Origin of the sequence: Arcobacter aquimarinus (genome assembly GCF_013177635.1) — a bacterium.
GTDB classification, from domain to species: Bacteria; Campylobacterota; Campylobacteria; order Campylobacterales; family Arcobacteraceae; genus Aliarcobacter; species Aliarcobacter aquimarinus.
Genome location: NZ_CP030944.1, coordinates 42313 through 65378, shown reverse-complemented (window position 1 = coordinate 65378; position 23066 = coordinate 42313). Strand labels below are relative to the sequence as shown.

Below are 23066 nucleotides of genomic sequence, written 5' to 3'. Positions count from 1 at the left end.
TTGCTCCTATGTAATAAAATTATTTGTATTTTATTTCTTTTGTGTGGAGTATGTATGTAATGATAAATTTAATATTTATATAATTAATAATATAAAATAGATAGCTATTCAAAAAATGATTTGAAGCTATTTAAATTCTAAATTGAAAATTGTTCCTTTATTTTCTAAAGAATTAACTTCAACTTTTATATTATAAGTTTTGCAAATCATATTTACAATATTCAAACCCAAACCAAAGCCACCACTTTGGTTTGTGGCACGATAATAGCGTTTGTATATATCTTTTAATTTCTCTTTATTTATACCAATTCCTGTGTCTTTTACACTTAAAACTCTATTTTCCAACACTATTTCTATCTTTCCATTCATTTTATTATATTTTATTGCATTTGAAAAAAGATTATTAAATAATCGTATAAAATCATCTTTATTTATTTCAAAAACTGTAGGTTCAAGTTTATAAATAACTTCTAATTTTTTTTTCAAATATAAAGGTTCAAAACTATCAATTTGTTCTTTTATTATTATGGATAAATCTAACTCTTCTAAATGTATTATTTTTTGTTTGTTTTCTAAAAAAATAAATGTTAAATCTTTATAAATTTCTGATATTCTATTTGCACTCAATCTTATTCTTTCTATTTGTTTAGCATTTAAATTTTCATTTTGAGTAGACATAATAATAGCGCTTATAGGGGTATTTAATTCATGAGTAGTATCTTTTATAAAATTATTTAATTTAATTCTTTCTTCTTTTATAGGCTTTAAAAAAAGTTTTGCCAAATAAATTCCTACAATAGAAATAAACAAATAAGAGAATACAAATATTGTAATAATTGAGAATTTTAGTTCTTCAATCTTTTTCATCAAACTTGAATCTTTTAAAACAATATACTCAATTCCTAAATGCCCGACAGTTGAAGTGTCAATTAAAATCAGATAATTATCATTAAAAATAAATTTTGATGAAAAATCAATATTTTCTTTTAGATTTCCAAAAAGAAAATTTTGATTTTTATCATAAAAAGATATTTTATATTCATTTGAATTTAAATATTTTTCTTTATCAAATTTTTGTTGCATCATATGTGAAACAATAACTTCATTTGAAGCTTTAGATATTATATTTTGCATATTTGATTTTACTAAATCAATATAGAGTGTTTTTTCATTTTGATAATAAAAAAATGCAACAAAAAGCATTAAAATTAATGAAGAAGCTAAATATAAAAATAAAAACCTAAAAAATGTAGTTTTTTCACTTCTTGTTAAATCTATAACCAACTCCTCTTATATTGCTTATTTTATCTTCACCAACAAATTTTCTTAAATTTTTTATATATGTTCTTATAGTTGAAGCCGTAGGACTATCTTCATATGCCCAAAGATTAAGAGTTAATTCATCTATACTTACTATTTTTGAAGAATTTTTTATTAAATATAATAAAACTTCACTCTCTTTTTTTGTGATTTGAATTTTTTTATTTTCATTAATGATCATTAGATTTTCATTGTCTAAAGATATTTTTTCATCAATAATTGTTATATTTTTGGGAGAAATATTAAAAAATCTTTTAATATTGTTTATTCTTAGGTCTAATTCTTTTAAATCAAAAGGTTTTTTTATATAGTCATCACAACCACTTTCAAAACCTTTTTGCATATCATCAGCCATATTTAAAGAAGTTATAAATATGGCTGGTGTTTTTATATTTTGAGTTCTTAACTCTTTTAATAAATCAAATCCATTTATATCAGGAACATTTACATCTAAAAGCAATAAATCAAAGGTTTCAGAATACAGATAATTTTGAGCTTCATATCCACTAAATGTGGAAATTACATCATTATCTTGTAAAACTAAATGCTCTTCAATAATCTCATTTAAAATTAAATCATCTTCTAATAGCAAAATTTTCATTCAAATTCCTTAATTTTCTAAGGAGCAGTTGTTTTTATTTTCGGGGATTTTATTAACTTAAAAAAGTTAAAATATGCATTTTAAGAAAGTAGTGTTTTCAACACTACTTAAACTTAAATTAGAATTGTCTTCTTGGTCTTTCTTCTCTAGGTTTAGCTTCGTTAACTCTTAACGTTCTACCTTCACAATCATTACCATTTAAAGCTTCGATTGCTGAAGCTCCAGCTGATGCTTCTGCCATTTCAACGAAACCAAATCCTTTTGATTTTCCTGTTTCTCTATCCATGATTACTTTTGCACTTTTTACTGCACCAAATTTTGCGAAGATTCCTTCTAACTCATTATCATTCATTCTGTATGATAAATTACCTACGTAAATGTTCATCTATTCTATCCTTTATAAAAGTATAGACATTATGCCTGATTATTTTCAAATAATCAAGTATTTTTAAAATTTCTTTTTAAAGCCTCATTTAATCTTGAAGAAACCTCATTAAAACCGAGAATTGCAATGATATCATAAACAGAAGGAGCTTGTGTTCCACCTGTTAATGCAAGTCTAATTGGTTGAAATAATTGAGGGAATTTTAATCCATTTTCATTTATAAAAGGTTTTGTTATCTCTTCCACCTTTAATGCATCATATAAGTTATCTTTATTTTCTTCTAATAAAACTAAATATTTCTCTAAAAACTCTTTTGTGTCTTCTTTAACAAATTTCTTAACTCCTGCTTCTTCATAAGAAGTCGGAACATCTATAATATCTGTAATTGATTTTTTTAATTCAACTAAAGTTTGTGCTCTTTGTTTTGCCAAATCTAAAAGTTCTGTTCTTTTTGGATGATGCGATAAATCTAAATCAAAAAACTTTAACTCTTTGATTAATCTATCATTTGAAACAGCTTTTATATACTCACTATTTAACCATAAAAGTTTTTCTGCATTATATGCTGATGCTGATTTATTTATATTTGAAGGATCAAATAATTCTAACATCTCTTCCATTGAGAAAATCTCTTGGTCACCATTTGACCAACCAAGTCTTACTAAAAAATTAAGTAAAGCTTCTGGTAAATATCCTTGATTTTTATAATCCATAACATCCATAGCACCATCTCTTTTAGATAGTTTTTTTCCTTCTGGATTATTAATCATTGGAACGTGATAGAATTTTGGAACTTTAAAGCCTAAAGCATTATAAACTACTATTTGTTTTGGAGTATTTGATAAGTGGTCATCACCTCTAATTACATCTGTCATTTCCATCAATGCATCATCAATTGCAACAACGAAGTTGTATGTTGGCATTCCATTACTTCTTGCAATTACAAAATCATCTACTTGATTTGCATCAAATTTCATAAACCCTTTTACACCATCTTCAAATTCAATAGTTCCTGTAGTTGGTGCTTTAATTCTAATTACTGGTTCAACACCTTCTGGGATTTGTGGTAAAATTTTTCCCTCTTCAGGTCTCCATGTTCCATCATATCTTGGATTTTGTTTTGCTGCTTCTTGAGCAGCTCTTAAAGCATCAAGTTCTTCTTTACTCATATAACATTTGTAAGCATTCCCATTTTCTAACAATTTATCTATATATTGTTTATAAATATCTGTTCTTTGTGATTGATAAAATACTTCACCATCATAGTTTAATCCAACCCAATCAAAAGCATTTATAATTGCTTTCATTGCTTCTTCACTATTTCTAGCTAAATCTGTATCTTCAATTCTAAGTCTAAATTCTCCACCTGTTTTTCTTGCCCACAAATAACTATAAAGTGAAGTTCTAAGCCCTCCAATATGTAAATACCCTGTTGGACTTGGTGCAAATCTTGTTACTGCCATTAAATTATTTCTCCTCTTCTTTTTTATTATAAATATAAAATCCTACACCTGAAACGATAACTACAACAACTATAAATATTAATAAAGATATCTCAAGAATTCCCATTTGCTTCCTTTTCTTTTAATTGTCCACAAGCAGCACTTATATCTAAACCTTTTGATTCTCTAATAGTACAAATTACGCTCTTTTCATTTAGATAATCTTTAAATTTCATCATATCTTCAACACTTGGTCTTTGATATGTTGTTCCTGGATATGGATTAAAATAGATTAAATTTACTTTTGCTTGAATACCATTTAGAAGTTTTACAAGTTTTTTTGCAGCATCAAGAGAATCATTTTTATCTTTAATAACCAAATATTCAAACATAACTTTTTTTCTTGTATCTACTGGAAATGCTTTAACAGCTTCGATAATTGAAGCAATATTATAAGCTTTATTCATAGGTATTAATTCGCTTCTTAATTCATCATCAACTGCATGAAGTGAAATTGCCAATTGAATTTGTAAATCTTTCTCTCCAAGTTTTTTGATTTTACTTGCAATTCCTGAAGTTGAAACTGTTTGTCTTCTTCGTGAAATTGCTAAACCATCAAGTTCCGAAAAGATTTCTACTGCTTTAGTGAAATTGTCAAAGTTATCAAGAGGTTCACCCATTCCCATATAAACGATATTTAAAGCTTTATTTTCAGCTATTTGATTATCTCTTTTTATATTTACAATTTGAGCGATATATTCACCAACGGTAAGGTTTCTGACAAATCCACCTTTTGCAGTTAAACAAAAACTACATCCAACTTTACAACCAACTTGAGAAGAGATACAAACAGTATATTTTTCACTTCTTACAATTTGTCCATCTTCATCTATCTTTTTATTTTTCATTAAAAGTAATACAGCTTCAACTGTATGGTTATCTCTTAATTTAAAAAGATATTTTATACTTCCATCAATACTTTGCTCTTTTTTTACAATTTGCATAATATCTATTGGATAGTTTGCTTTTAAATCTTCTTTTAACTCATTTGGTATATTTTTCATATCATCATAAGAACTAGCATATTTTTTATAAAGCCAATTATAAACCTGCTTCGCTCTAAATGATGGTTTTAATTTTTCTTTTAATTCATCTAATGTGTAATCATATATAGATGGTAATCCTTCTTTTGCCATTTTATTCTTTCTATTTTATTATATTTTTTTCTATTAAATAATTTGTTAATTTTTCCATTGCCTCTTTATGATTTTTTATAAAATCATCATGGGCATTTTCATTTGTATAATTTGTTACTACAAAAATTCCAGCAACTGGAATTTCAAACTCTTTTGCAACACTTAAAACTGAAAAAAACTCCATATTTTCAATTCCAACACCATATTCCAAAAATTCTTTACATAATTTTTCATTTGTTGATATATAATTAGATGAGTTTACAATCGTGTCATTTCTTGCAAATTTATTTTCAGATTCTAAAACATTATCTAAAGGTGTATATGCACTTTGCGTTAAAAATGCAAGTTCAATATTTGAAGCTCTTTTTGATTCAACTATATCAAAAATTTTATGTTCACCATAACTTCCTGCACTTCCAATAAAAAGTAGATATTCTGGTTTATCAAATAGACACATTCTTGTTAGATTTATTGATGTTTCTATTAAACCAACACCTACGGGATGTGCAAAAGGAAAAGTTTCATTTCTTCCCGCACACACTATCATTTACAATCCAATACAAAATTAGGATTTATCGTAATATTTTGTTCACTGCTAATAGGTGCAACATCTGAAACAGATTTTGACATACTTGATAATGCCATTTCACTTCTTGCATATACAATATTCCCATTATTAAACTCATTTATATTTATCTGTTTTACTTCACATTCCTTAGTTAATTTCGAAGATAATGTTTTTGCATAATTTTCAATCCAACTAATTGCTTCAAATCTTAAGTCATCAAAACTTTTATTTTGTAAATCATCGCTTATTTGCCAAGAAACATTTGATATATTAAGTTTTACATCATCTGTTTTTATTTTATCTTTAATCAAAATCAATTCATTCATAAATTTGTTTAGTTCTTTTGCATCTTTTGATTCTGCTGTATATCTTAAACTTCCTACATAGCCAATAAATTCTTGTTTATTATCATAATATTTGTATTTTGGACTTAAAGTATAACTTCCATTTTTGATATTAACATCTTTATTATTTTTTATAAAATCATTAAACTTATCTATTTCAACGTTTACTTTAGTTTCATCTTTTTTTTCAACATTTATATTTACATTTGTGCTCAACAAATCTGGGTTAACTACTTTTGCAAAACTTTTATTAAAATTTAATTCATAAGAAAAACCTAAAACTGGTAAAATCAATGCTAAAAATATTTTTCTCTTCATTTTATATCCTCACTGGTATATTATTTGCTCTTAAATATCTTTTTAAATCCATAATATCTATTTCTTTAAAATGAAAGATTGAAGCAGCAAGTGCAGCACTAGCACCATGTTCAAATGCTTCTTTTATATGTTCCATAATTCCAGCTCCACCACTTGCAATAACAGGAATATCCACTAATTTTGAAACTTGTTCAGTAATATTTAGTTCAAATCCTGTTTTTGCACCATCTGTATCCATAGAAGTAAGAAGTATTTCACCAGCACCTCTATCATAAACCTCTTTTGCCCAAGCAAGTGCGTCAAGCCCTGTATCTTCACGTCCACCTTTTACAAAAACATGGTATGAACCATCTGCAACTCTTTTTACATCAATTGCTACAACTATACATTGACTTCCAAATCTTTTTGCACTTTCATTTATTAAATCTGGATTTGAAACAGCTGAAGAGTTAATTGAAACTTTGTCACAACCTACATTTAAAAGCGAATATATATCCTCTAGTTTTCTAATTCCTCCACCAACTGTTAGAGGAATAAAAACTTCTTTTGCAACTTGTTTTACTATATCAACAATCGTTCCTCTATTTTCATGACTTGCAGTAATATCTAAAAATGTAAGTTCATCTGCACCTTCTGCGTTATATCTTTTAGCAACTTCAACAGGATCTCCTGCATCTCTTAAACCTACAAAATTTACACCTTTTACCACTCTTCCATTATCAACGTCTAAACACGGTATTATTCTTTTTGCAAAACTACTCAAATAAAATCCTTCATAATAACTAAATATTATCTTATCTAATTGTAAGTTAAAAGCAGATATACTCTTCCCAATTATGGAAAAAGTAAAAGCAAAAAAACAATACGGACAAAACTTTTTAAAAGATACGACTATTTTGGACAAAATCATCCAATCGATGCCCAACAACAATAATTATATTGTTGAAATTGGGCCTGGATTAGGTGATTTGACCAAAAATTTAGTCAAGTACAAAGATTTAACTGCTTATGAAGTAGATACTGATTTAATCGGTATTTTAGAGTCTAAATTTGCAATACAAATAGAAGAGGGTAAACTAAAACTGATCCACACAGATGTTTTAGAGGCTTGGGATAAGCAAAAAAGCCTTCATGATGGAAGATATGACTTAATTGCAAATCTGCCATACTATATTGCAACAAATATTATATTAAGAGCATTTGAAGATAAAAATTGTGAACACATTATTGTAATGGTTCAAAAAGAGGTAGCAGAAAAATTTACTGCGAAAGTCAATGATAAGGAATATTCATCTTTAGGGATAATCACTGAATTAATAAGTATTGATTCAAAGATACTTTTTGATGTTCCACCTGAGTCTTTTGATCCACCTCCAAAAATAATCTCTTCAATTCTTTATATAAAAAAAGATATAGATAAATATCTTGATAAAGATTTTAATAAGTTTTTAAAGGCTTGCTTTGTGCAACCGAGAAAAAAACTTTCAAAAAATTTAACATCAGTAATAGATAAAAATCTAATATCTAAAATTTATGAAGAATTAAATATTAATGATAATATTAGACCTCATGAAGTAAGTTCGTCTTTGTATAGCCAAATGTATACAAAGGTAAAAGATGGAAGAAATTAAAAACGAAGAAAAAATTGTTGTTAACTCAGAGATAACTCAAGTTACTAATCAAAATGATGAAAATCAGAATACAGAAGTAGGAGAAACAAAAAAACCTCCTTTCAAAAAAAGAAAACCTAAACCTAAAATTCCAAAAGATCCCTCATTAAATCAAGCAAAAGGTGAAGGTTGGATAAGTGATTTAAAAAAAGCTTATTTGATAAATGAAAAAATACATAGAGATAGACTAAATCCTCATTATAAACTAAACCTTAATACTACTGCTAAACTTAGAATTACTCCACTTGGTGGATTAAATGAGATTGGTGGAAACATGATGGTTGTTGAAACTGAAACTGAAGCTTTAATCATTGATGTTGGTATGAGTTTTCCAGATGGAGAAATGCATGGTGTTGATATTTTAATTCCTGATTTTAGCTATATAAGAGAGATAAAAGATAAGATTATTGGTATTATTATTACACATGGACATGAGGATCACATTGGTGCTATGCCATACTTATTTAAAGAGATGCAATTCCCAGTTTACGGAACATCATTACCACTTGAAATGATTGGTTCTAAATTTGATGAACATAAAATGAGAGAACATAGAGCTTATTTTAGAGCTATTCAAAAAAGAACTCCTATAAAAATAGGTGGATTTGAAGTTGAATGGATGCATGTTACTCACTCAATTATTGATTCATCTTGTATTGCTGTTAAAACAGAAGCTGGAACTTGGATTCATACAGGTGATTTTAAAATTGACCACACACCAATTGATGGATTCCCAACAGATTTACATAGACTTGCTCATTATGGAGAAGAGGGTGTTTTAGTTTTAACATCAGATTCTACAAATTCTCATGCTCCTGGTTTTACAAGAACTGAAAAAACTGTAGGGCCAACTTTTGATAGAATATTCCAAAATGCAAAAGGAAGAGTTATTATGTCAACTTTTTCTTCTAATATTCACAGAGTTGCACAAGCAATTGAAAAAGCACTTTTCTATGGTAGAAAAATCTGTGTTATTGGTAGATCGATGGAAAAAAATCTTGATATTGCAATGAGTCTTGGATATATCAAATTTCCTAAAGATCAATTTATAGAAGCACACGAAGTAAATAAATATAATGATAAAGAAGTTTTAATAGTTACAACTGGTTCTCAAGGTGAATCAATGTCAGCTTTATATAGAATGGCTATACATGAACATAGACATATTAAAATAAAACCTGAAGACCAAATAATTCTTTCTGCAAAAGCTATTCCTGGAAATGAAGCTAGCGTTTCAGAAATTATTAACCATCTTTTAAAAGCTGGTGCTAAGGTTGCTTATCAAGATTATCCAGATATTCACGTTTCAGGACATGCTGCTCAAGAAGAACAAAAACTTATGTTAAGACTAGTTAAACCTAAATTTTTCTTGCCTGTTCATGGTGAATACAATCATGCTTTAAAACATGGACAAACAGGTATTGATTGCGGAGTATTAGAAAGAAATGTTTATATTATGAGTGATGGTGAACAAGTTGAGATTAGTCCAAAATATCTTAAAAAAGTAAAAACAGTAAAAACTGGAAAAGTTTATATTGATAACCAACTAAATCATAAAATTGCAGATGATATAATCATTGATAGACAAACAATGGCTAAAGAAGGAATAGTTATGATTGTTGCTCAAATCAATGAAAGTGATAGAACATTAGCACAAAAACCTAAAGTTACATCTTTTGGATTGGTTTCTGATAAACAAGATAAATACTTCTCAAAAGAAATTGAAGATTTATTAGCAATTTTCTTAGAAAACATAAAACCTGGAATTCTTAAAAACAATAGAATTTTAGAAGATGAATTAAGAAAAGTTGTAAGAAAACATTGTACAAGAAAATATAAAAAATACCCGATGATAGTTCCAACGATTTTTGTTCAATAAGGAATAATAATGGATTTCAAACAAATTGTTAAAGAAGTTTTATTAACAGAAGCTTACGAATTAGAAAAAGCAGCTAATAAAATATCATTTGACATTGAAAAAGCTATAGAGCTGATTATCAACTCTAGAGGTAAATTAATTGTAACAGGTGTTGGAAAATCTGGACTTGTTGGAACAAAAATAGCTGCAACTCTTGCAAGTACAGGAACAAGCTCTTTTTTCCTACATCCAACAGAAGCTATGCATGGCGATTTAGGAATGATAGGAAAAGAGGATATAGTTCTTGGTATCTCATATAGTGGAGAGAGTGAAGAATTAGTTCAAATTTTACCCCATTTAAAAAGATTTAATATTCCTTTGATTGCTATGGCAAAAAGTGAAACTTCAACATTAGCAAAATATTCAGATGTGTTTATCAACATAAACGTAGATAAAGAGGCTTGTCCACTAGATACAGCTCCTACTTCATCTACAACATTGACAATGGCAATGGGTGATGCTCTAGCTGTTTGTTTAATGAAAAAAAGAGATTTCAAAAAAGAAGATTTTGCTTCATTTCATCCAGGTGGAAGTTTAGGGAAAAAACTTTTTATAAAAGTTGATGATTTATTAAAAAAAGATAATCTGCCAATAGTTTCACGTGAAACTAAATTAAAAGATGCCATTTTAGTAATGAGTGAAGGAAGATTAGGTAGTGTAATTATTGAAAATGAAAATAAAAAAGTAATTGCACTATTAAGTGATGGAGATTTAAGAAGAGCTTTGATGAAAGATAACTTCTCTATGGATTGTAAAGTAGAAGAGATAGCAACAAAAAATCCTAAAACTCTTAAAAATAAAGAAATATTGGCAAGTGATGCACTACAAATTATTGAAAATTACAAAATTCAACTTTTGATTGTTACTGATGAAAATGACAAATTAATTGGTGTGTTACATATTCATGATCTAATTGAAGCTGGAATAAAATAATGAAAGAAAACAAAAACCAAAATTATAAAAATAAAAAAGAAGAGATAGTTGAAGAATTAACTAGACTTAATAAATTTTTATCTCATAATAGTAACTACTCAAGAAGAGAAGCTGATAAACTAATAGAAGAGGGTAGAGTAAAAGTAAATGGTAAAGTTATTACAAATTTAGCTACTAAAGTCTCTTCTAAAGATGAAGTACAAATTGGTAAAAAAAATATCAAAGAAGATAAAAATAAAATGTATACCGTTATAGTATATAATAAACCAAAAGGTGAAATAGTTTCTAAAAAAGATCCTCAAGGCAGACGTACTATCTATGATTCACTTGAAAAAAAATATAAACACTTTTTAAGTGTAGGAAGACTTGACTATTCATCTGAAGGATTGTTACTTTTATCTGATAGTGTTGATGTTGTAAATGCATTAATGCATTCTAATTTAGAAAGAGTTTATAAAATAAAAGTAAATGGTCTAATCACAAAATCTGTGGAAGAAGCTATGCAACATGGTTTAGAAGTAGAGGATGCAAGATCAGGTGCATATAAAACTACAAAAATTAAATCAATGAGTTTCGCACCATTTTTAGCTTATGATATTCAAAGTAATGGTGAAAAATTTTCAAAAATAAAAGTTGTAATATCTGAAGGGAAGAATAGAGAATTAAGAAGATTCTTTGCACATTTTAATCTTGATGTACTTGATTTAAAAAGACTTGAGTATGGAGGAGTTTCATTAAATAACCTACCAACTGGAAAAACAAGATTTTTAACAAAAGAAGAGTATAAAAACCTTAGAATCTTTATGAACGAAGATGATAGATCTATCTAACAAACTAAGACCAACAAGTTTAGAAACTTTTGTTGGTCAATCTCATATAATTGCAAAAGATAAAGCACTTTACAAACTAATCAAACAAAAAGATATTCCTCATCTGTTTTTTTATGGAAAACCAGGGACTGGAAAAACAACACTAGCTAAAATAATTGCTCGGGAAATAAATACAAATTATTACTATTTTAATGCTACAAGTATCAAAATTGAAGATTTAAGAAAAGTTTTTGATAAATACAAAGGTTCTTTAATCAAACCTTTAATATTTATAGATGAAGTTCATAGACTTTCAAAAAATCAACAAGAAGTTTTGCTTCCAATTATGGAAAACTATGATGCTATAATAATTGGAGCAAGTACTGAAAATCCATTTTTTACTCTAACTTCTGCTATACGTTCTAGGTCTTTTTTATATGAATTTAAAGCTTTTACAAAAGAAGAAATGAATAAAATTCTTAATATCGCTTTAAAAGATATAGAGATAAATATTCAAAAAGATGCCTTAGAATACTTAATTATATCAAGTTCTGGAGATGCTAGGGCTATGTTAACTTTATTAAACTTTGCATATAAAGTATCTAAAGATATAAATTTAGCTTTATTAAAAGAGTTAAGAGAAAATATAATTGGTGATGGAGTATCATCTTCTGACACACATTATGATTTAGCAAGTGCTATGATAAAGTCATTAAGGGGTTCTGATATAAATGCAGCTTTGTATTATATGGCAAGATTAATAAATGGGGGAGAAAGTGTTGATTTTATAACAAGAAGATTAGTTATATTTGCAAGTGAAGATATTGGAAATGCAAATCCAAACGCTTTAAATCTTGCAGTTAATACAATGATTGCTTGTAATAAAATAGGATATCCAGAATCAAGAATTATTCTTTCTCAATGTGCAGTTTATTTAGCCTCAAGTCCAAAATCAAATAGTGCATATAAAGCTATAAATAAAGCCCTAGAAGAGATAAAAGAAGGAAAGATACTAGATATACCAAAACATCTTGATTCACAGCATATTGGCTATTTATACCCCCATAATTTTGGTGGATATGTGGAACAGGAATATTTAAAAGAAAATCTAGAACTTTATGAAAATTCAAATATTGGATTTGAAAAAACTTTAGATGAATGGCTAAAAAAAATAAAAAATAAAAAATAAAAAATAAAAAATAAAAAATAAAAAAGAGGATTAGTAAATGGAATATTACAGTTGGATTTTAACTTTTCATGTGGTAGCTTTTATGTCATGGATGGCAATGTTATTTTATCTTCCTAGATTATTTGTATATCATGTTGAAAATATTGAAAAAAAAGAGTTTGTTGAAATTGTAAAAATTCAAGAGTATAAAATATATAAATATATTGGATTACCAGCAAAAATTGCTACTATTTTAAGTGGAATTACAATGCTTTCATTAAATCCAATTTTGTTAGATTTTGATACTTCTTCTTGGATGTATGCAAAACTAATAACTTTATTATTCTTATTACATTACTCTTTTTCACTAGAAAAATATAGAAAACAATTAGCCAATGATAATTGTAAAAAAAGTGGTAAATTTTTTAGAATGTATAATGAAATGCCAACAATGCTTGCAATTTTAATAGTAGGATATGTTATTACTAAAACTTTTTCAATAACATTTACTGCTATTATTGTAATATTATTTGCATACATCTCTTATGTAATTATGAAACCTAAAAAGGTAAAAAATGAACTTTGAAAAATACTATGTTTTAGATACAAATATCTTATTAGAAGATGCCACAAATATCTATAAACTTTCACAAGATGGTAAGAATCTAATAATACTAGCAGAAACAGTTTTAGATGAAATAGATACTAAAAAAAGTGGTTTTGATGAAATAAATTTTCAAGCAAGAGAGTTTGCAAGAATTCTTGAAAATGCAACTATTTTAGAATCTATAAAAAAAGATTTATATAAAATCATAAGACTTAAAATTGAAAATGAAAAAAATACTATCATAGATATCATCTCAAAAGAAGAGTATGATGTAAATATAAAAAATATTTCTCCTAATATAATAAATGACAGAAAAATCCTAGAAATTGCAAAATTTGCAAATTCATACTATAAAAATCAAGTTGAATTTTTATCACTTGATATAATGGCCAGAACGAGAGCTATATCACTTGATATAAAAACTGATGCTTTAGTTGGTAAAGATAAAGATGTTTTTGATTTCGAATTTATAAAAGAAATAGAAGTAAATTTCGAAGATTTAGAGTATATAGATAATCAAGACATTATAAAATTTGATAAAGATTATAAACCTTATAATTTTTCATATTGTTTTAATGTTAAATATTCAGATCAAGTGATTTTAGCAAATATTCAAAATAGAAAAATAAAAATTCTTGATGAAGAAGAGATAAGAGATCAAATAATCACTCCACTAAATAAAGAACAACTTTTCTTTAGTGAAGCTATCATAAATCACTTATATAACGTTTTAATTGTTGAGGCTAGGGCAGGTTCAGGAAAAACTCTTTTAGCTCTTAGTGGGGCTTTAAAATTAGTAAGACAAAAACATTACCAAAAGATAATATACATTAGAAACTCGATAGAATCTCTTGATAAAGGTGAAGATGTAGGATATCTTCCAGGACTTGAAGAGAAATTTAAAATCTATAATCATCCTTTGATGGATAGTTTAGACTATATAATTAGAAGTGAGCATAAAAGAAAAAGAAATAAGAAAAATCCTGATGCAGTATTTAATGAACTTGATGACAGTGAAGTAACTGCAAGAATTGAACAAATGATTAGTAATTATGGAATAGAAACTATGTGGGTAGGAGAGATGAGAGGAAGAACTCTTTCTAATTCTTTTATTATTATTGATGAGGCTCAAAATATGTCAAATAAAACTATGCAAATGGTCTTATCAAGAATTGATAGTTCTTGTAAAGTTGTAATTTTAGGTTCTAATAAACAAATAGATAATTTCTATGTAAATAAATATACAAATGCATTAACTACTCTTTTAAAATCAACAAAAAACGAAAATAAAATCGTAAATTGTTTTGCAATTAAATTACAAAAAGTTCTAAGAGGTCCTATTACAGAGTGGGCTGAAGAAATTTTTTCTAAATAATTTATCTATAAAATTAAAATTTATAGATAAATTAATACTAATCAAAAACCATTCTAAAATATACTTTTAAATACAAATTATAAATATTAAATTCAATTTCTAATATATAAAAAACTTTCTCTAAGTAAATAAAAATATATAATTTATATATGTAAAAATCTATGAATTATATAAATATTTTTATTGAAATTTTTATTAAAAAAATCAAATTAATATAGGTTTTACGAGCTTTTATATACATATATAAAAATTTGCTTTTTCTAAATATTTTACTTTATTAATAAATATCTAGAATTTATAAAATGTGTTATAATACATATTATAATACGTAAAGGAATTTTAAATATGGGTTTATTACAGTATACATCTGATGAAATGTATTCATCTACAGAATTAGTTAGAAAAAGTAAAAATATTTTTGATAAAGTAAATAAAAAAGAGATTGAGAAAGCCATTATTTTACGAGATGGAAAACCAGGTATTATTCTTCTAGATTTCAATGAATATGAAAAAATCATGAAAGATTACTTAGAATTAAAAAATAAAATAAAATCTAATCAAAAAGATGAATTAGAAATCAAAGAAAATATAAAAATTTCTAAAACTGATAAAGATGAAGATTTTAATAATGCACTACAAGAGATTGAAAAATTAGATTTTAATTTTGATACACAATTAAAAAATGACTTAAAAGAAAAAGAAGAACCTTTGAAAGAGTTTTGGGATTAATATGGTTGATTTATTAATCATAGGCTCAGGAGGAGCAGGGCTATGTGCAGCACTTAGTGCTAAAGAAAATGGTTGTGATGTTTTAGTAGTATCAAAAACTTATCCTACTCATTCTCAAACTGTACAAGCACAAGGTGGAATAAATGCTGTTTTATATGAAAATGATGATGATATAAATTTGCATATTGAAGATACATATAAAGCTTCTTGTAGACTCTCTAATAAAGATAATATAAAAACTTTATGTGAAAATGCAAAAGATAGTGTTCTATGGCTTGAATCAATTGGTGTTCCTTTTAATAAAGATGAAAATTCAAAAATAAAGCAAAGAAAATTTGGAGGTACCAATAAAAAAAGAACTTGCTATAGTAGTGATTATACTGGTTTAAAAATAATTCATACTCTATTTGATCAATGTATAAAAAACAAAATTGATTTTAAAAATGAATATTTTTTAATTGATTTAATAGTAGAAAATAAAAAATGTTATGGAGCTATTTTTTTAGATATTAAAACAGGAAAGATTGAAAATATCTACTCAAAATCTACTATTTTAGCAACTGGTGGATATGCAGGTGTTTATTCAAATAATACTACAAATTCTTTATCAAATTGCGCAGATGGTACAGCAGCAGCTTTAAGAGCAGGGGTAAAATTATCAAATATTGAGTTTGTTCAATTTCACCCAACAGCTCTTGAAAATTCAAATATTTTGATTAGTGAAAGTGCCAGAGGTGAGGGTGCTTATTTAGTTGATAGCAAAAATAAAAGATTTATTGATGAATTAAAATCAAGAGATGAAGTAACAAAAGCTATTTATGAAAAACTAATCAATAAAGATAAAGTCTATCTTGACTTAAGACATTTAGATGAAAACAAAATAAATAAACTTCTACCTCAAGAAAAAAGAATTGCTTTTGAATACACAAATATTGATATAACAAAAGAGTTATTACCTATAAATCCAGCTGCTCATTATTCAATGGGTGGAATAAAAACTGATAAAAATTTTAAAACAAATATAGAAAATCTTTATGCTTGTGGCGAAGTTGCTCAAAGCTCAATACATGGGGCAAATAGACTTGGAGGAAACTCTTTAATAGAAATCATCACTTTTGGAAAAAAAGCTGGAATAAGTGCTTCAAATAACTCTAAAAATATGAAAAGTATTAAAAATATAGAGTCTATAACTTCTTTTGAAAATAAAATAGAAAATATCTATAATTTACCCAATAAAATCAATTTTTATGAAAAAAAAGATTTATTAGCAAATGAACTATTTGAAAAAGTTGGAATAATAAAAAATGAAAATGATTTAGATGATTTTATTAATTTTATCGATAATTTAAACTCACAACTTCCAAATATGGGGATTTTGGATAAAAGTAAAATCTATAATAAAAATTTGATAGATTTTCTTGAATTTTTAAATCAAATAGAAATTTCAAAAATAATTGCTTTATGCTCAAAACAGAGAAAAGAGAGTAGAGGTTCACATAATCGATTGGAGTTTAAAAATATTTCAAATGAATATGAAAAATACTCTTATGCTTTGATTGAAGATGAATTATTAAAAATTGGTTTTGAGGAAATTTCATGAAAATAAAAATCAAAAGATATAATCAAGAGCTAATAGAAAAAAATTCAATAGATGAATTTGAAGTAAGTAATACTAATCTATTAAAAGCACTAATTCAAATAAAACAATACAATGATTCAACACTAACTTTTAGATGTGGCTGTAAAAGTGGCGTTTGTGGTTCTTGTGCTGTAAAAGTAAATGGACTCGAAAAATTAGCTTGCAGAACAAAAATTAATCAAAATGACTTGATTGAACCTTTATCAAATATAAATATCATAAAAGACCTAGTTATTGATGTTTCACATGAAACATTTTTATTGGATAAAGTGAAATCATATATAGATATAAATTCAAATAAAGAAATTAATCAAGAAGATATAGAAAAAATTGATTTACAAAGTAATTGTATTTTATGTAATTCTTGTTATAGTTCATGTCCAATTTATAGTATAAATAAAGATTTCATAGGTCCATTTGCTTTAACTAGAGCTTTAAGATATGTTGATGATAAAAAGCTTAAAGATAAAAAAGAAATCTTAAATAATATTCAAACAAATGGGATATGGGATTGTACTTTATGTGGAACATGTAGCTTAGTTTGTCCCCAAAGTATTGACCCAAAAGCTGATATTTTAAAATTACAAAACATATCTTTTCAAGAAGGTTTTTCGAATCCAAATTTGAATAATTTTGACATGAATTTTGATTATGAATTTGATGGTTTTAATCCAAATGGATTTTAATTTAATTTATTTAAGAAAAGAGTCTTTTAGGCTCTTTTTTTTATTCCATTTAAGTTTTTTAAGTTCTGGTTCATTGTAAAACTCTTTTGTATAACCCAAACAAAGATAAGCAATAAATTTGTATTTATCACGATTAACATCAAGTATTTTATCAATTTTTTTTGGTTTTAAAATAGATACCCAACCCATACCAATATTTAAAGCTCTTGCTGTAAGCCACATATTTAATATTGCACAAACGACAGAGTATTCACCTGTTCTTTTCATAAAAGTTTGACCTAGGACTTTAGAATTACTTTTTTTATAATAAACAGCTATATTTATATTTGATTCTTTTATACCTTCTAGTTTTAATTTATTATATAAAGGTTTATCAATAAAATCTTTTTTACTTTTTTCAAAAGAATCTGTAAAATGTTTAAAAATTTCATCTTTTTTATTTTTATCAATAATTATAAACTTCCAAGGTTGAGAATAACCAACAGAAGGTGCATTCAGTGCAGATTTAAGTATTATTTTTAACTTTTTACTTGATATTTCTTTATTTATGAAGTTATTACCTCTAACATCACGTCTTGAGGCAATAATTTTAGTAAGTGTCTTTAAATCTTTTTTATTAAATTTCATTAAACAGTAAAATCATGTAAATCTTTGAATAAAAAAGCTTCAACAATTTCATCTATACTTTTTTGAGTTGGAGCAATCAAAGCAATAATTCCTTCATCCATAAATGGCCAAACGTATTCAAGCTCATTTATTACAACTACTGCATCAATCCAACAAGTAATATCTTCTCGTCTATCAAAAAACTCAACTTTTGAGATTTTTCCTTCATCTAAAGTTATAAATGCCCAAGCTTTATTTTCTTCTATAGATGATATTACAGATTGATGTCTATCTTTCGAATCTACTGGTATTAATATAGTCATATTTTCTCTTTTATATTTGTTTAAATTTTTTTGATTTTACAATCTTTTATCTTAAGATAAAAATTCCTTTTTATACCATAAAGAGAATACAAAAAGTGAATATAAATGCTGTTTGAATTTATTTGATTTAGATAATTCATAAATATGTAAAATATACTCATGATTAAATAAATTTGTAGCATTATTTACTTCAACAATTACATCAAGAATTTTATCTTTATACTCTTTATTAAGCCACTCATTAAATGGAGAATTAAAACCTTTTTTTGTTCTGTTTATTATCGTTTCTGGAATATATTTTGAAGCAATTTTTTTTAGTAAATATTTATTTGTATCACCAACTTTTATAGCTGATTCAACACTAAACATATAATTTACTAAATTAACGTCAAGAAAAGGTGTTCTAACCTCTAAAGAGTTACCCATTGATATTCTATCAACTTTTGATAAAAGTGATTCTCCCAGCCATATTTTTAAATCAATATAACTCATCCAATCAACTGGATCTCGTTTTGCTGTTTCACTTTTATATGTTGGAACTTTTTTGAATAATCTCTTTCTTTGAATATCTGTATAAATTTCTCCAAAAGAGTTATAAAGATTTTGTTTTTTAACAATTCTTCTTAAATATTCACTCTCTTTAGTATTATTTTGTAAAGCTGTAATAATATCATTTAAAAAAAGATTTTGTTCATTTGATAAACTTTTTTCAAACTCATAATATTTTAAAAACTTTGCATAGTTATCATAACCTAAAAATATCTCATCACTTCCTTCACCTGACAATACAGTTTTTATTCCTGCTTTATGAATTTGTTTTGTTAAAATATTCAAAGGAATTGCTGCACTATCTCCATGAGGTTCTTCAAGAATATCAAGTGTTTGCTCAAAATGATTGATATACTCTTTTTGATTTATTTCTACTGGATGATGATTTGAGTTTATATGACTTGCTGTAATTTGTGCATAATCTAACTCACAATAATTTTTATATTCATCATAACCAATACTAAAAGTATTAATTTTCTTTCCTGATATTTTTGTATAAAGGGCAGAGATTAATGAACTATCAATTCCACCACTTAAAAGTGAAGCAACTTCAACATCACTATTTAATCTATACTCAACACTTTTAAATAAAAGCTCTTCAATATCATTTAAAGCTTGTTTTTCATCTTTTATTGCTTTATAGGTGTTTATCTTGTAATATTTCTTCTTTTGAAGCTCCTGAGCTTTATTTGGCTCATAAATCATATATGTAGAAGCTTCTAATTTAAAAATATCTTGATAGAAAGAATCTTCGCCAAAAGATACAAAATATTGCATATATTTAGAAAGAGCAACTTTATTTAGATTTGGTTTATAATCAAGTAGATTTAAAATTGATTTAACACTTGATGAGAAGATAAATTTGTTATCTTTAAAATAGTAAAAAAATGGTTTTTTACCATATCTATCTCGTGCACAAAAATATAAATCTTTTTTCATATCATAAATACAAAAAGAAAACATACCATTTAATTTATTTAAAAAATCAAATCCATACTTTTGATAAAGTCTTATTAATACTTCACTATCACTTTTTGTTTTACACTCTAAATGTTCCACGTGAATCAATTCTTTATAATTGTAAATCTCACCATTAAAAACAAGCAAAATATCATCAAATATCATTGGTTGATTTGCTTCTTCATCTAAATCAATTATTGCAAGTCTTGTATGACCAAATTGTTTATTTTCTATTTTAATTGAATTTTGAAAGTCTGGACCTCTATGATGTAAAAGTTCTAAAGATTTGTCAAATCTAGGTGATAAAAAATTTGTTCCAATAATTCCACACATATAAACTACTTAATAAAATATTCGATGATATAAATATAAAAATACAACAGTCCAACAAATAAAGCTGTAGAGACTAAAACTGTTGCAGCTACATCAAATGGTTTACAATTATATAAAGCTGCAATATTAACATTATTAACTGCAAGTGGGACCATAAGTTCCATAATCAATATTGAAGCTACAAAAGAGTCTAATTGAGTAAAATTAACAACTATAATTATTCCAATAATAGGTAATAAAATATGTTTTACAAAATTTATATGTAAAGTTAAATGCCAAGGGATAGTTTTTATCTTAACACTATATAAATAGATACCAAATATTAAAAGTTGAATAACCATAGAAGTATAAGCACCCATTTCTAATGCTGTATAAATATGTTTGTTTATTGTTATTTCATGATAATTAACAAATAATGCAAGTAATGCAAACCAAATACCTGGAATTTTTAAAATTGAAAAAATAGCTTCTTTTATAGAAAATTGTTCTCTTGCAAAGAAATAAACAGAAAATATATAAATAAATATAATGTTGGCTATATTTATAATACTTGTATAAGGAACTGATTCAACTCCAAAAAGTGCAATTCCAAGAGGAATACCTAAATTACCAGTATTACCTACAAGTGAAGTTGCTAAATATATAGATTCTTCTGTTCTTGATTTAAAAAAAATCTTTGATAAAAAAAGAAGAAGAATCAAACAAAAAAGAACGATAACTAAATAAAAAAATGGAGATGCTATAAACTCATAATTTATTGGAGCTTTTGTTAATCCCCAAAATATTAAAATAGGTTGAAAAAAATATAGTGATAATAATACTAAAGTCTTTTCATTTATTTCATTTGTAAAGATTTTTTTTGCTGTAAATCCTAATAAAATAAAAAAATAGACTGGTAAAACTGAAAGTATTGCTTCGATTTAGAATTCCTAAAATTTTTGCAAGATTGTAACATCAATAAAGTTAAAATTTATATACAAGGATAGGAGTAATCCTATGCTTGTATCATAATTCCTTTTATCATAAAAAATATAGCAGCAGCTAGAATAGCAGTAGCAGGAACAGTAATAATCCACGCAGCAACTATCTTTTTAACTGCATCTCTTTTCACATATTTTGTACTTTTTGCATCTTTTACATCTTTTCTATCTTGCTTAACTATATCTTCTCTATCATCAATCTTTTTATATAACTCAACAATTTTCATATAATTAGCTTTTGATTTATCTTTGATTAATTCAAGCTTTTCTAACTCTTCTTGCATAGAATCTAACTCTTTTTTATGCTTTTTAAATTTTTTTCTAATATCTTGCATATAATTTTTTTCGTTAGAATCCAAATATTCTCTTAAAAATCCAACTCCAAAAACTCCACCAATTGCAATATGAGTTGAAGAAACAGGTAGTCCCAACTGACTTGCAATAATTACAGTTAAAGATGCAGCCATTGCTATAGAATAAGCTCTCATTTGATCAAGTTCAGTAATTTCAGAACCTACAGTTTTTATAAGTTTAGGTCCATATAAAGCAAGACCGATTACAAGACCCAAAGCACCAACAGCCATAACCCAAAATGGTATTTGTGCTTTTGTTGATACTCCTGAATTCATAATAGCATCATTTATTGCAGCAAGTGGTCCAATAGCATTTGCAACATCATTTGCACCATGAGCAAAAGAAAGTAATGCTGCTGAAAAAATTAAAGGAATATTAAATAATTTATTAACCGATGCTCTATCATTTGCTAAATTATTAGCAGCTTTTATAATTAAAGGTTTAACTAAAAAATATGTTCCAATGGCTATAAATAAACCAATAATAGATGCAGAAATAAAATCTAATTTAATTAAAACCTTTAATCCTTTTAATATTAAATACGTACTAAAAGCCCAAGCCATAATTGCTATTAATAGTGGTACTATCTTTTTTGATGCATCTAATAAATCAGATTTATATAAAATCTGTTTTTTTATAAAATACAAAAATCCAGCAGCTACTAATGCCCCTAATAAAGGAGATATTATCCATGAAATTACAATTTTACCAATTGTGTCCCAATTAACTAAAGCAAACCCAACAGCTGCAACTCCACCTCCCATTACACCACCAATAATTGAATGTGTAGTTGAAACTGGTGCACCAATTGAAGTTGCAAAATTTAACCATAAAGCACCTGATAAAAGTGCTGCTGTCATTGCCCAAATAAAAATATCAGGATTTGTAATCATTGAAGGGTCAATTATTCCCCCTTTAATAGTATTTACAACATCTCCTCCTGCTATAAATGCACCCAAAGCCTCAAAAATAGCCGCAACTAAAATAGCACCACCTAATGTTATAGCTTTAGAACCAACTGCAGGTCCAACATTATTTGCAACATCATTTGCACCAATATTCATAGCCATATAAGCACCAAATATCGCACCAATTATTAAAAATGTATTATTAGGAACGTTTCCATGAGAAGTGTACGACCATAAAAATACTACTACTATAAATAATAAAGCTAATGAAAGCTTTGCAAAATCAGGCAATGTTTTATCTCTTGCTTTTTCAATTTTGTTGAGAGTTTTGATATCCAAGGGAAC

Annotated in this window: 23 protein-coding genes; 10 read left to right on the top strand and 13 right to left on the bottom strand. The window is 26.3% G+C overall.

The window, feature by feature from the left end:
* Positions 1-126: 126 nt before the first annotated feature.
* From AAQM_RS00315 to hisF, 8 genes are all read right to left on the bottom strand, one after another.
* Positions 127-1284, bottom strand: a complete 1158-nt coding sequence (locus AAQM_RS00315) for a sensor histidine kinase (protein ID WP_129095271.1) — start codon at positions 1282-1284, stop codon at positions 127-129.
* Positions 1259-1921, bottom strand: coding sequence for a response regulator transcription factor (locus AAQM_RS00310; protein WP_129095272.1), 663 nt, complete (start codon positions 1919-1921; stop codon positions 1259-1261). The genes AAQM_RS00315 and AAQM_RS00310 overlap by 26 nt, the downstream gene beginning before the upstream one ends.
* 118 nt (positions 1922-2039) lie before the next feature.
* Positions 2040-2306 carry an RNA-binding regulator gene (rbp, locus tag AAQM_RS00305; protein ID WP_129095273.1) on the bottom strand — a complete coding sequence of 89 codons (267 nt, stop codon included), beginning with the start codon at positions 2304-2306 and terminating at the stop codon, positions 2040-2042.
* Between the two features lie 53 nt (positions 2307-2359).
* Positions 2360-3769 (bottom strand): glutamate--tRNA ligase, encoded by a 1410-nt coding sequence (gene gltX / locus AAQM_RS00300; RefSeq protein WP_129095274.1) that lies wholly within the window; start codon positions 3767-3769, stop codon positions 2360-2362.
* A gap of 92 nt (positions 3770-3861) precedes the next feature.
* Complete coding sequence (gene rlmN, locus AAQM_RS00295; RefSeq protein ID WP_129095275.1) at positions 3862-4944, bottom strand: dual-specificity RNA methyltransferase RlmN; 1083 nt, start codon at positions 4942-4944, stop codon at positions 3862-3864.
* A 10-nt stretch (positions 4945-4954) separates the two neighbouring features.
* Positions 4955-5491, bottom strand: coding sequence for a phosphorylase family protein (locus tag AAQM_RS00290; RefSeq protein ID WP_129095276.1), 537 nt, complete (start codon positions 5489-5491; stop codon positions 4955-4957).
* Positions 5488-6174, bottom strand: coding sequence for an SIMPL domain-containing protein (locus AAQM_RS00285; RefSeq protein WP_129095277.1), 687 nt, complete (start codon positions 6172-6174; stop codon positions 5488-5490). The genes AAQM_RS00290 and AAQM_RS00285 overlap by 4 nt, the downstream gene beginning before the upstream one ends.
* A 1-nt stretch (position 6175) precedes the next feature.
* On the bottom strand, positions 6176-6937 hold the full coding sequence (hisF, locus tag AAQM_RS00280; protein ID WP_129095278.1) for an imidazole glycerol phosphate synthase subunit HisF: 762 nt from the start codon (positions 6935-6937) through the stop codon (positions 6176-6178).
* A 73-nt stretch (positions 6938-7010) separates the two neighbouring features.
* Here hisF and rsmA point away from each other — a divergent pair, with 73 nt between their 5' ends.
* The 10 genes from rsmA to AAQM_RS00230 all read left to right on the top strand — a co-directional run bounded on the left by rsmA (position 7011) and on the right by AAQM_RS00230 (position 17708).
* On the top strand, positions 7011-7805 hold the full coding sequence (gene rsmA, locus AAQM_RS00275; RefSeq protein ID WP_129095279.1) for a 16S rRNA (adenine(1518)-N(6)/adenine(1519)-N(6))-dimethyltransferase RsmA: 795 nt from the start codon (positions 7011-7013) through the stop codon (positions 7803-7805).
* A complete protein-coding gene (locus AAQM_RS00270; protein WP_129095280.1) occupies positions 7792-9723 on the top strand; it encodes a ribonuclease J in 1932 nt (643 codons plus the stop codon). The genes rsmA and AAQM_RS00270 overlap by 14 nt, the downstream gene beginning before the upstream one ends.
* Before the next feature lie 9 nt (positions 9724-9732).
* Positions 9733-10695 (top strand): KpsF/GutQ family sugar-phosphate isomerase, encoded by a 963-nt coding sequence (locus AAQM_RS00265; protein WP_129095281.1) that lies wholly within the window; start codon positions 9733-9735, stop codon positions 10693-10695.
* A complete protein-coding gene (locus AAQM_RS00260) occupies positions 10695-11525 on the top strand; it encodes a pseudouridine synthase (RefSeq protein ID WP_129095282.1) in 831 nt (276 codons plus the stop codon). Before AAQM_RS00265 ends, AAQM_RS00260 begins: the two co-directional genes overlap by 1 nt.
* Complete coding sequence (locus AAQM_RS00255; RefSeq protein WP_129095283.1) at positions 11509-12693, top strand: replication-associated recombination protein A; 1185 nt, start codon at positions 11509-11511, stop codon at positions 12691-12693. The genes AAQM_RS00260 and AAQM_RS00255 overlap by 17 nt, the downstream gene beginning before the upstream one ends.
* A gap of 37 nt (positions 12694-12730) precedes the next feature.
* Positions 12731-13258 (top strand): CopD family protein, encoded by a 528-nt coding sequence (locus tag AAQM_RS00250; RefSeq protein WP_129095284.1) that lies wholly within the window; start codon positions 12731-12733, stop codon positions 13256-13258.
* On the top strand, positions 13248-14654 hold the full coding sequence (locus tag AAQM_RS00245; RefSeq protein WP_129095285.1) for a PhoH family protein: 1407 nt from the start codon (positions 13248-13250) through the stop codon (positions 14652-14654). Before AAQM_RS00250 ends, AAQM_RS00245 begins: the two co-directional genes overlap by 11 nt.
* 345 nt (positions 14655-14999) lie before the next feature.
* Positions 15000-15383, top strand: a complete 384-nt coding sequence (locus AAQM_RS00240) for a type II toxin-antitoxin system Phd/YefM family antitoxin (protein WP_171920630.1) — start codon at positions 15000-15002, stop codon at positions 15381-15383.
* A 1-nt stretch (position 15384) separates the two neighbouring features.
* The gene (locus tag AAQM_RS00235) at positions 15385-16983 is read left to right on the top strand and encodes an FAD-binding protein (protein ID WP_129095446.1); all 1599 of its coding nucleotides are present in this window, start codon (positions 15385-15387) and stop codon (positions 16981-16983) included.
* The gene (locus AAQM_RS00230; protein ID WP_129095447.1) at positions 16980-17708 is read left to right on the top strand and encodes a succinate dehydrogenase/fumarate reductase iron-sulfur subunit; all 729 of its coding nucleotides are present in this window, start codon (positions 16980-16982) and stop codon (positions 17706-17708) included. Before AAQM_RS00235 ends, AAQM_RS00230 begins: the two co-directional genes overlap by 4 nt.
* Positions 17709-17714: 6 nt before the next feature.
* Here the strand turns inward: AAQM_RS00230 and bluB are convergent, their stop codons facing one another.
* The 5 genes from bluB to AAQM_RS00205 all read right to left on the bottom strand — a co-directional run bounded on the left by bluB (position 17715) and on the right by AAQM_RS00205 (position 23060).
* Positions 17715-18335, bottom strand: coding sequence for a 5,6-dimethylbenzimidazole synthase (bluB, locus tag AAQM_RS00225; RefSeq protein ID WP_129095448.1), 621 nt, complete (start codon positions 18333-18335; stop codon positions 17715-17717).
* Entirely contained in the window at positions 18335-18637 is a 303-nt protein-coding gene (locus AAQM_RS00220) for a hypothetical protein (RefSeq protein ID WP_129095449.1), read from the bottom strand. Before AAQM_RS00220 ends, bluB begins: the two co-directional genes overlap by 1 nt.
* 51 nt (positions 18638-18688) lie before the next feature.
* Entirely contained in the window at positions 18689-20479 is a 1791-nt protein-coding gene (gene asnB / locus AAQM_RS00215; protein WP_129095450.1) for an asparagine synthase (glutamine-hydrolyzing), read from the bottom strand.
* Positions 20480-20484: 5 nt separating this feature from the next.
* Positions 20485-21390 carry an AEC family transporter gene (locus tag AAQM_RS00210; RefSeq protein ID WP_228254533.1) on the bottom strand — a complete coding sequence of 302 codons (906 nt, stop codon included), beginning with the start codon at positions 21388-21390 and terminating at the stop codon, positions 20485-20487.
* An 83-nt stretch (positions 21391-21473) separates the two neighbouring features.
* Positions 21474-23060, bottom strand: a complete 1587-nt coding sequence (locus AAQM_RS00205; protein ID WP_129095452.1) for an inorganic phosphate transporter — start codon at positions 23058-23060, stop codon at positions 21474-21476.
* Between the last annotated feature and the right edge of the window lie 6 nt (positions 23061-23066).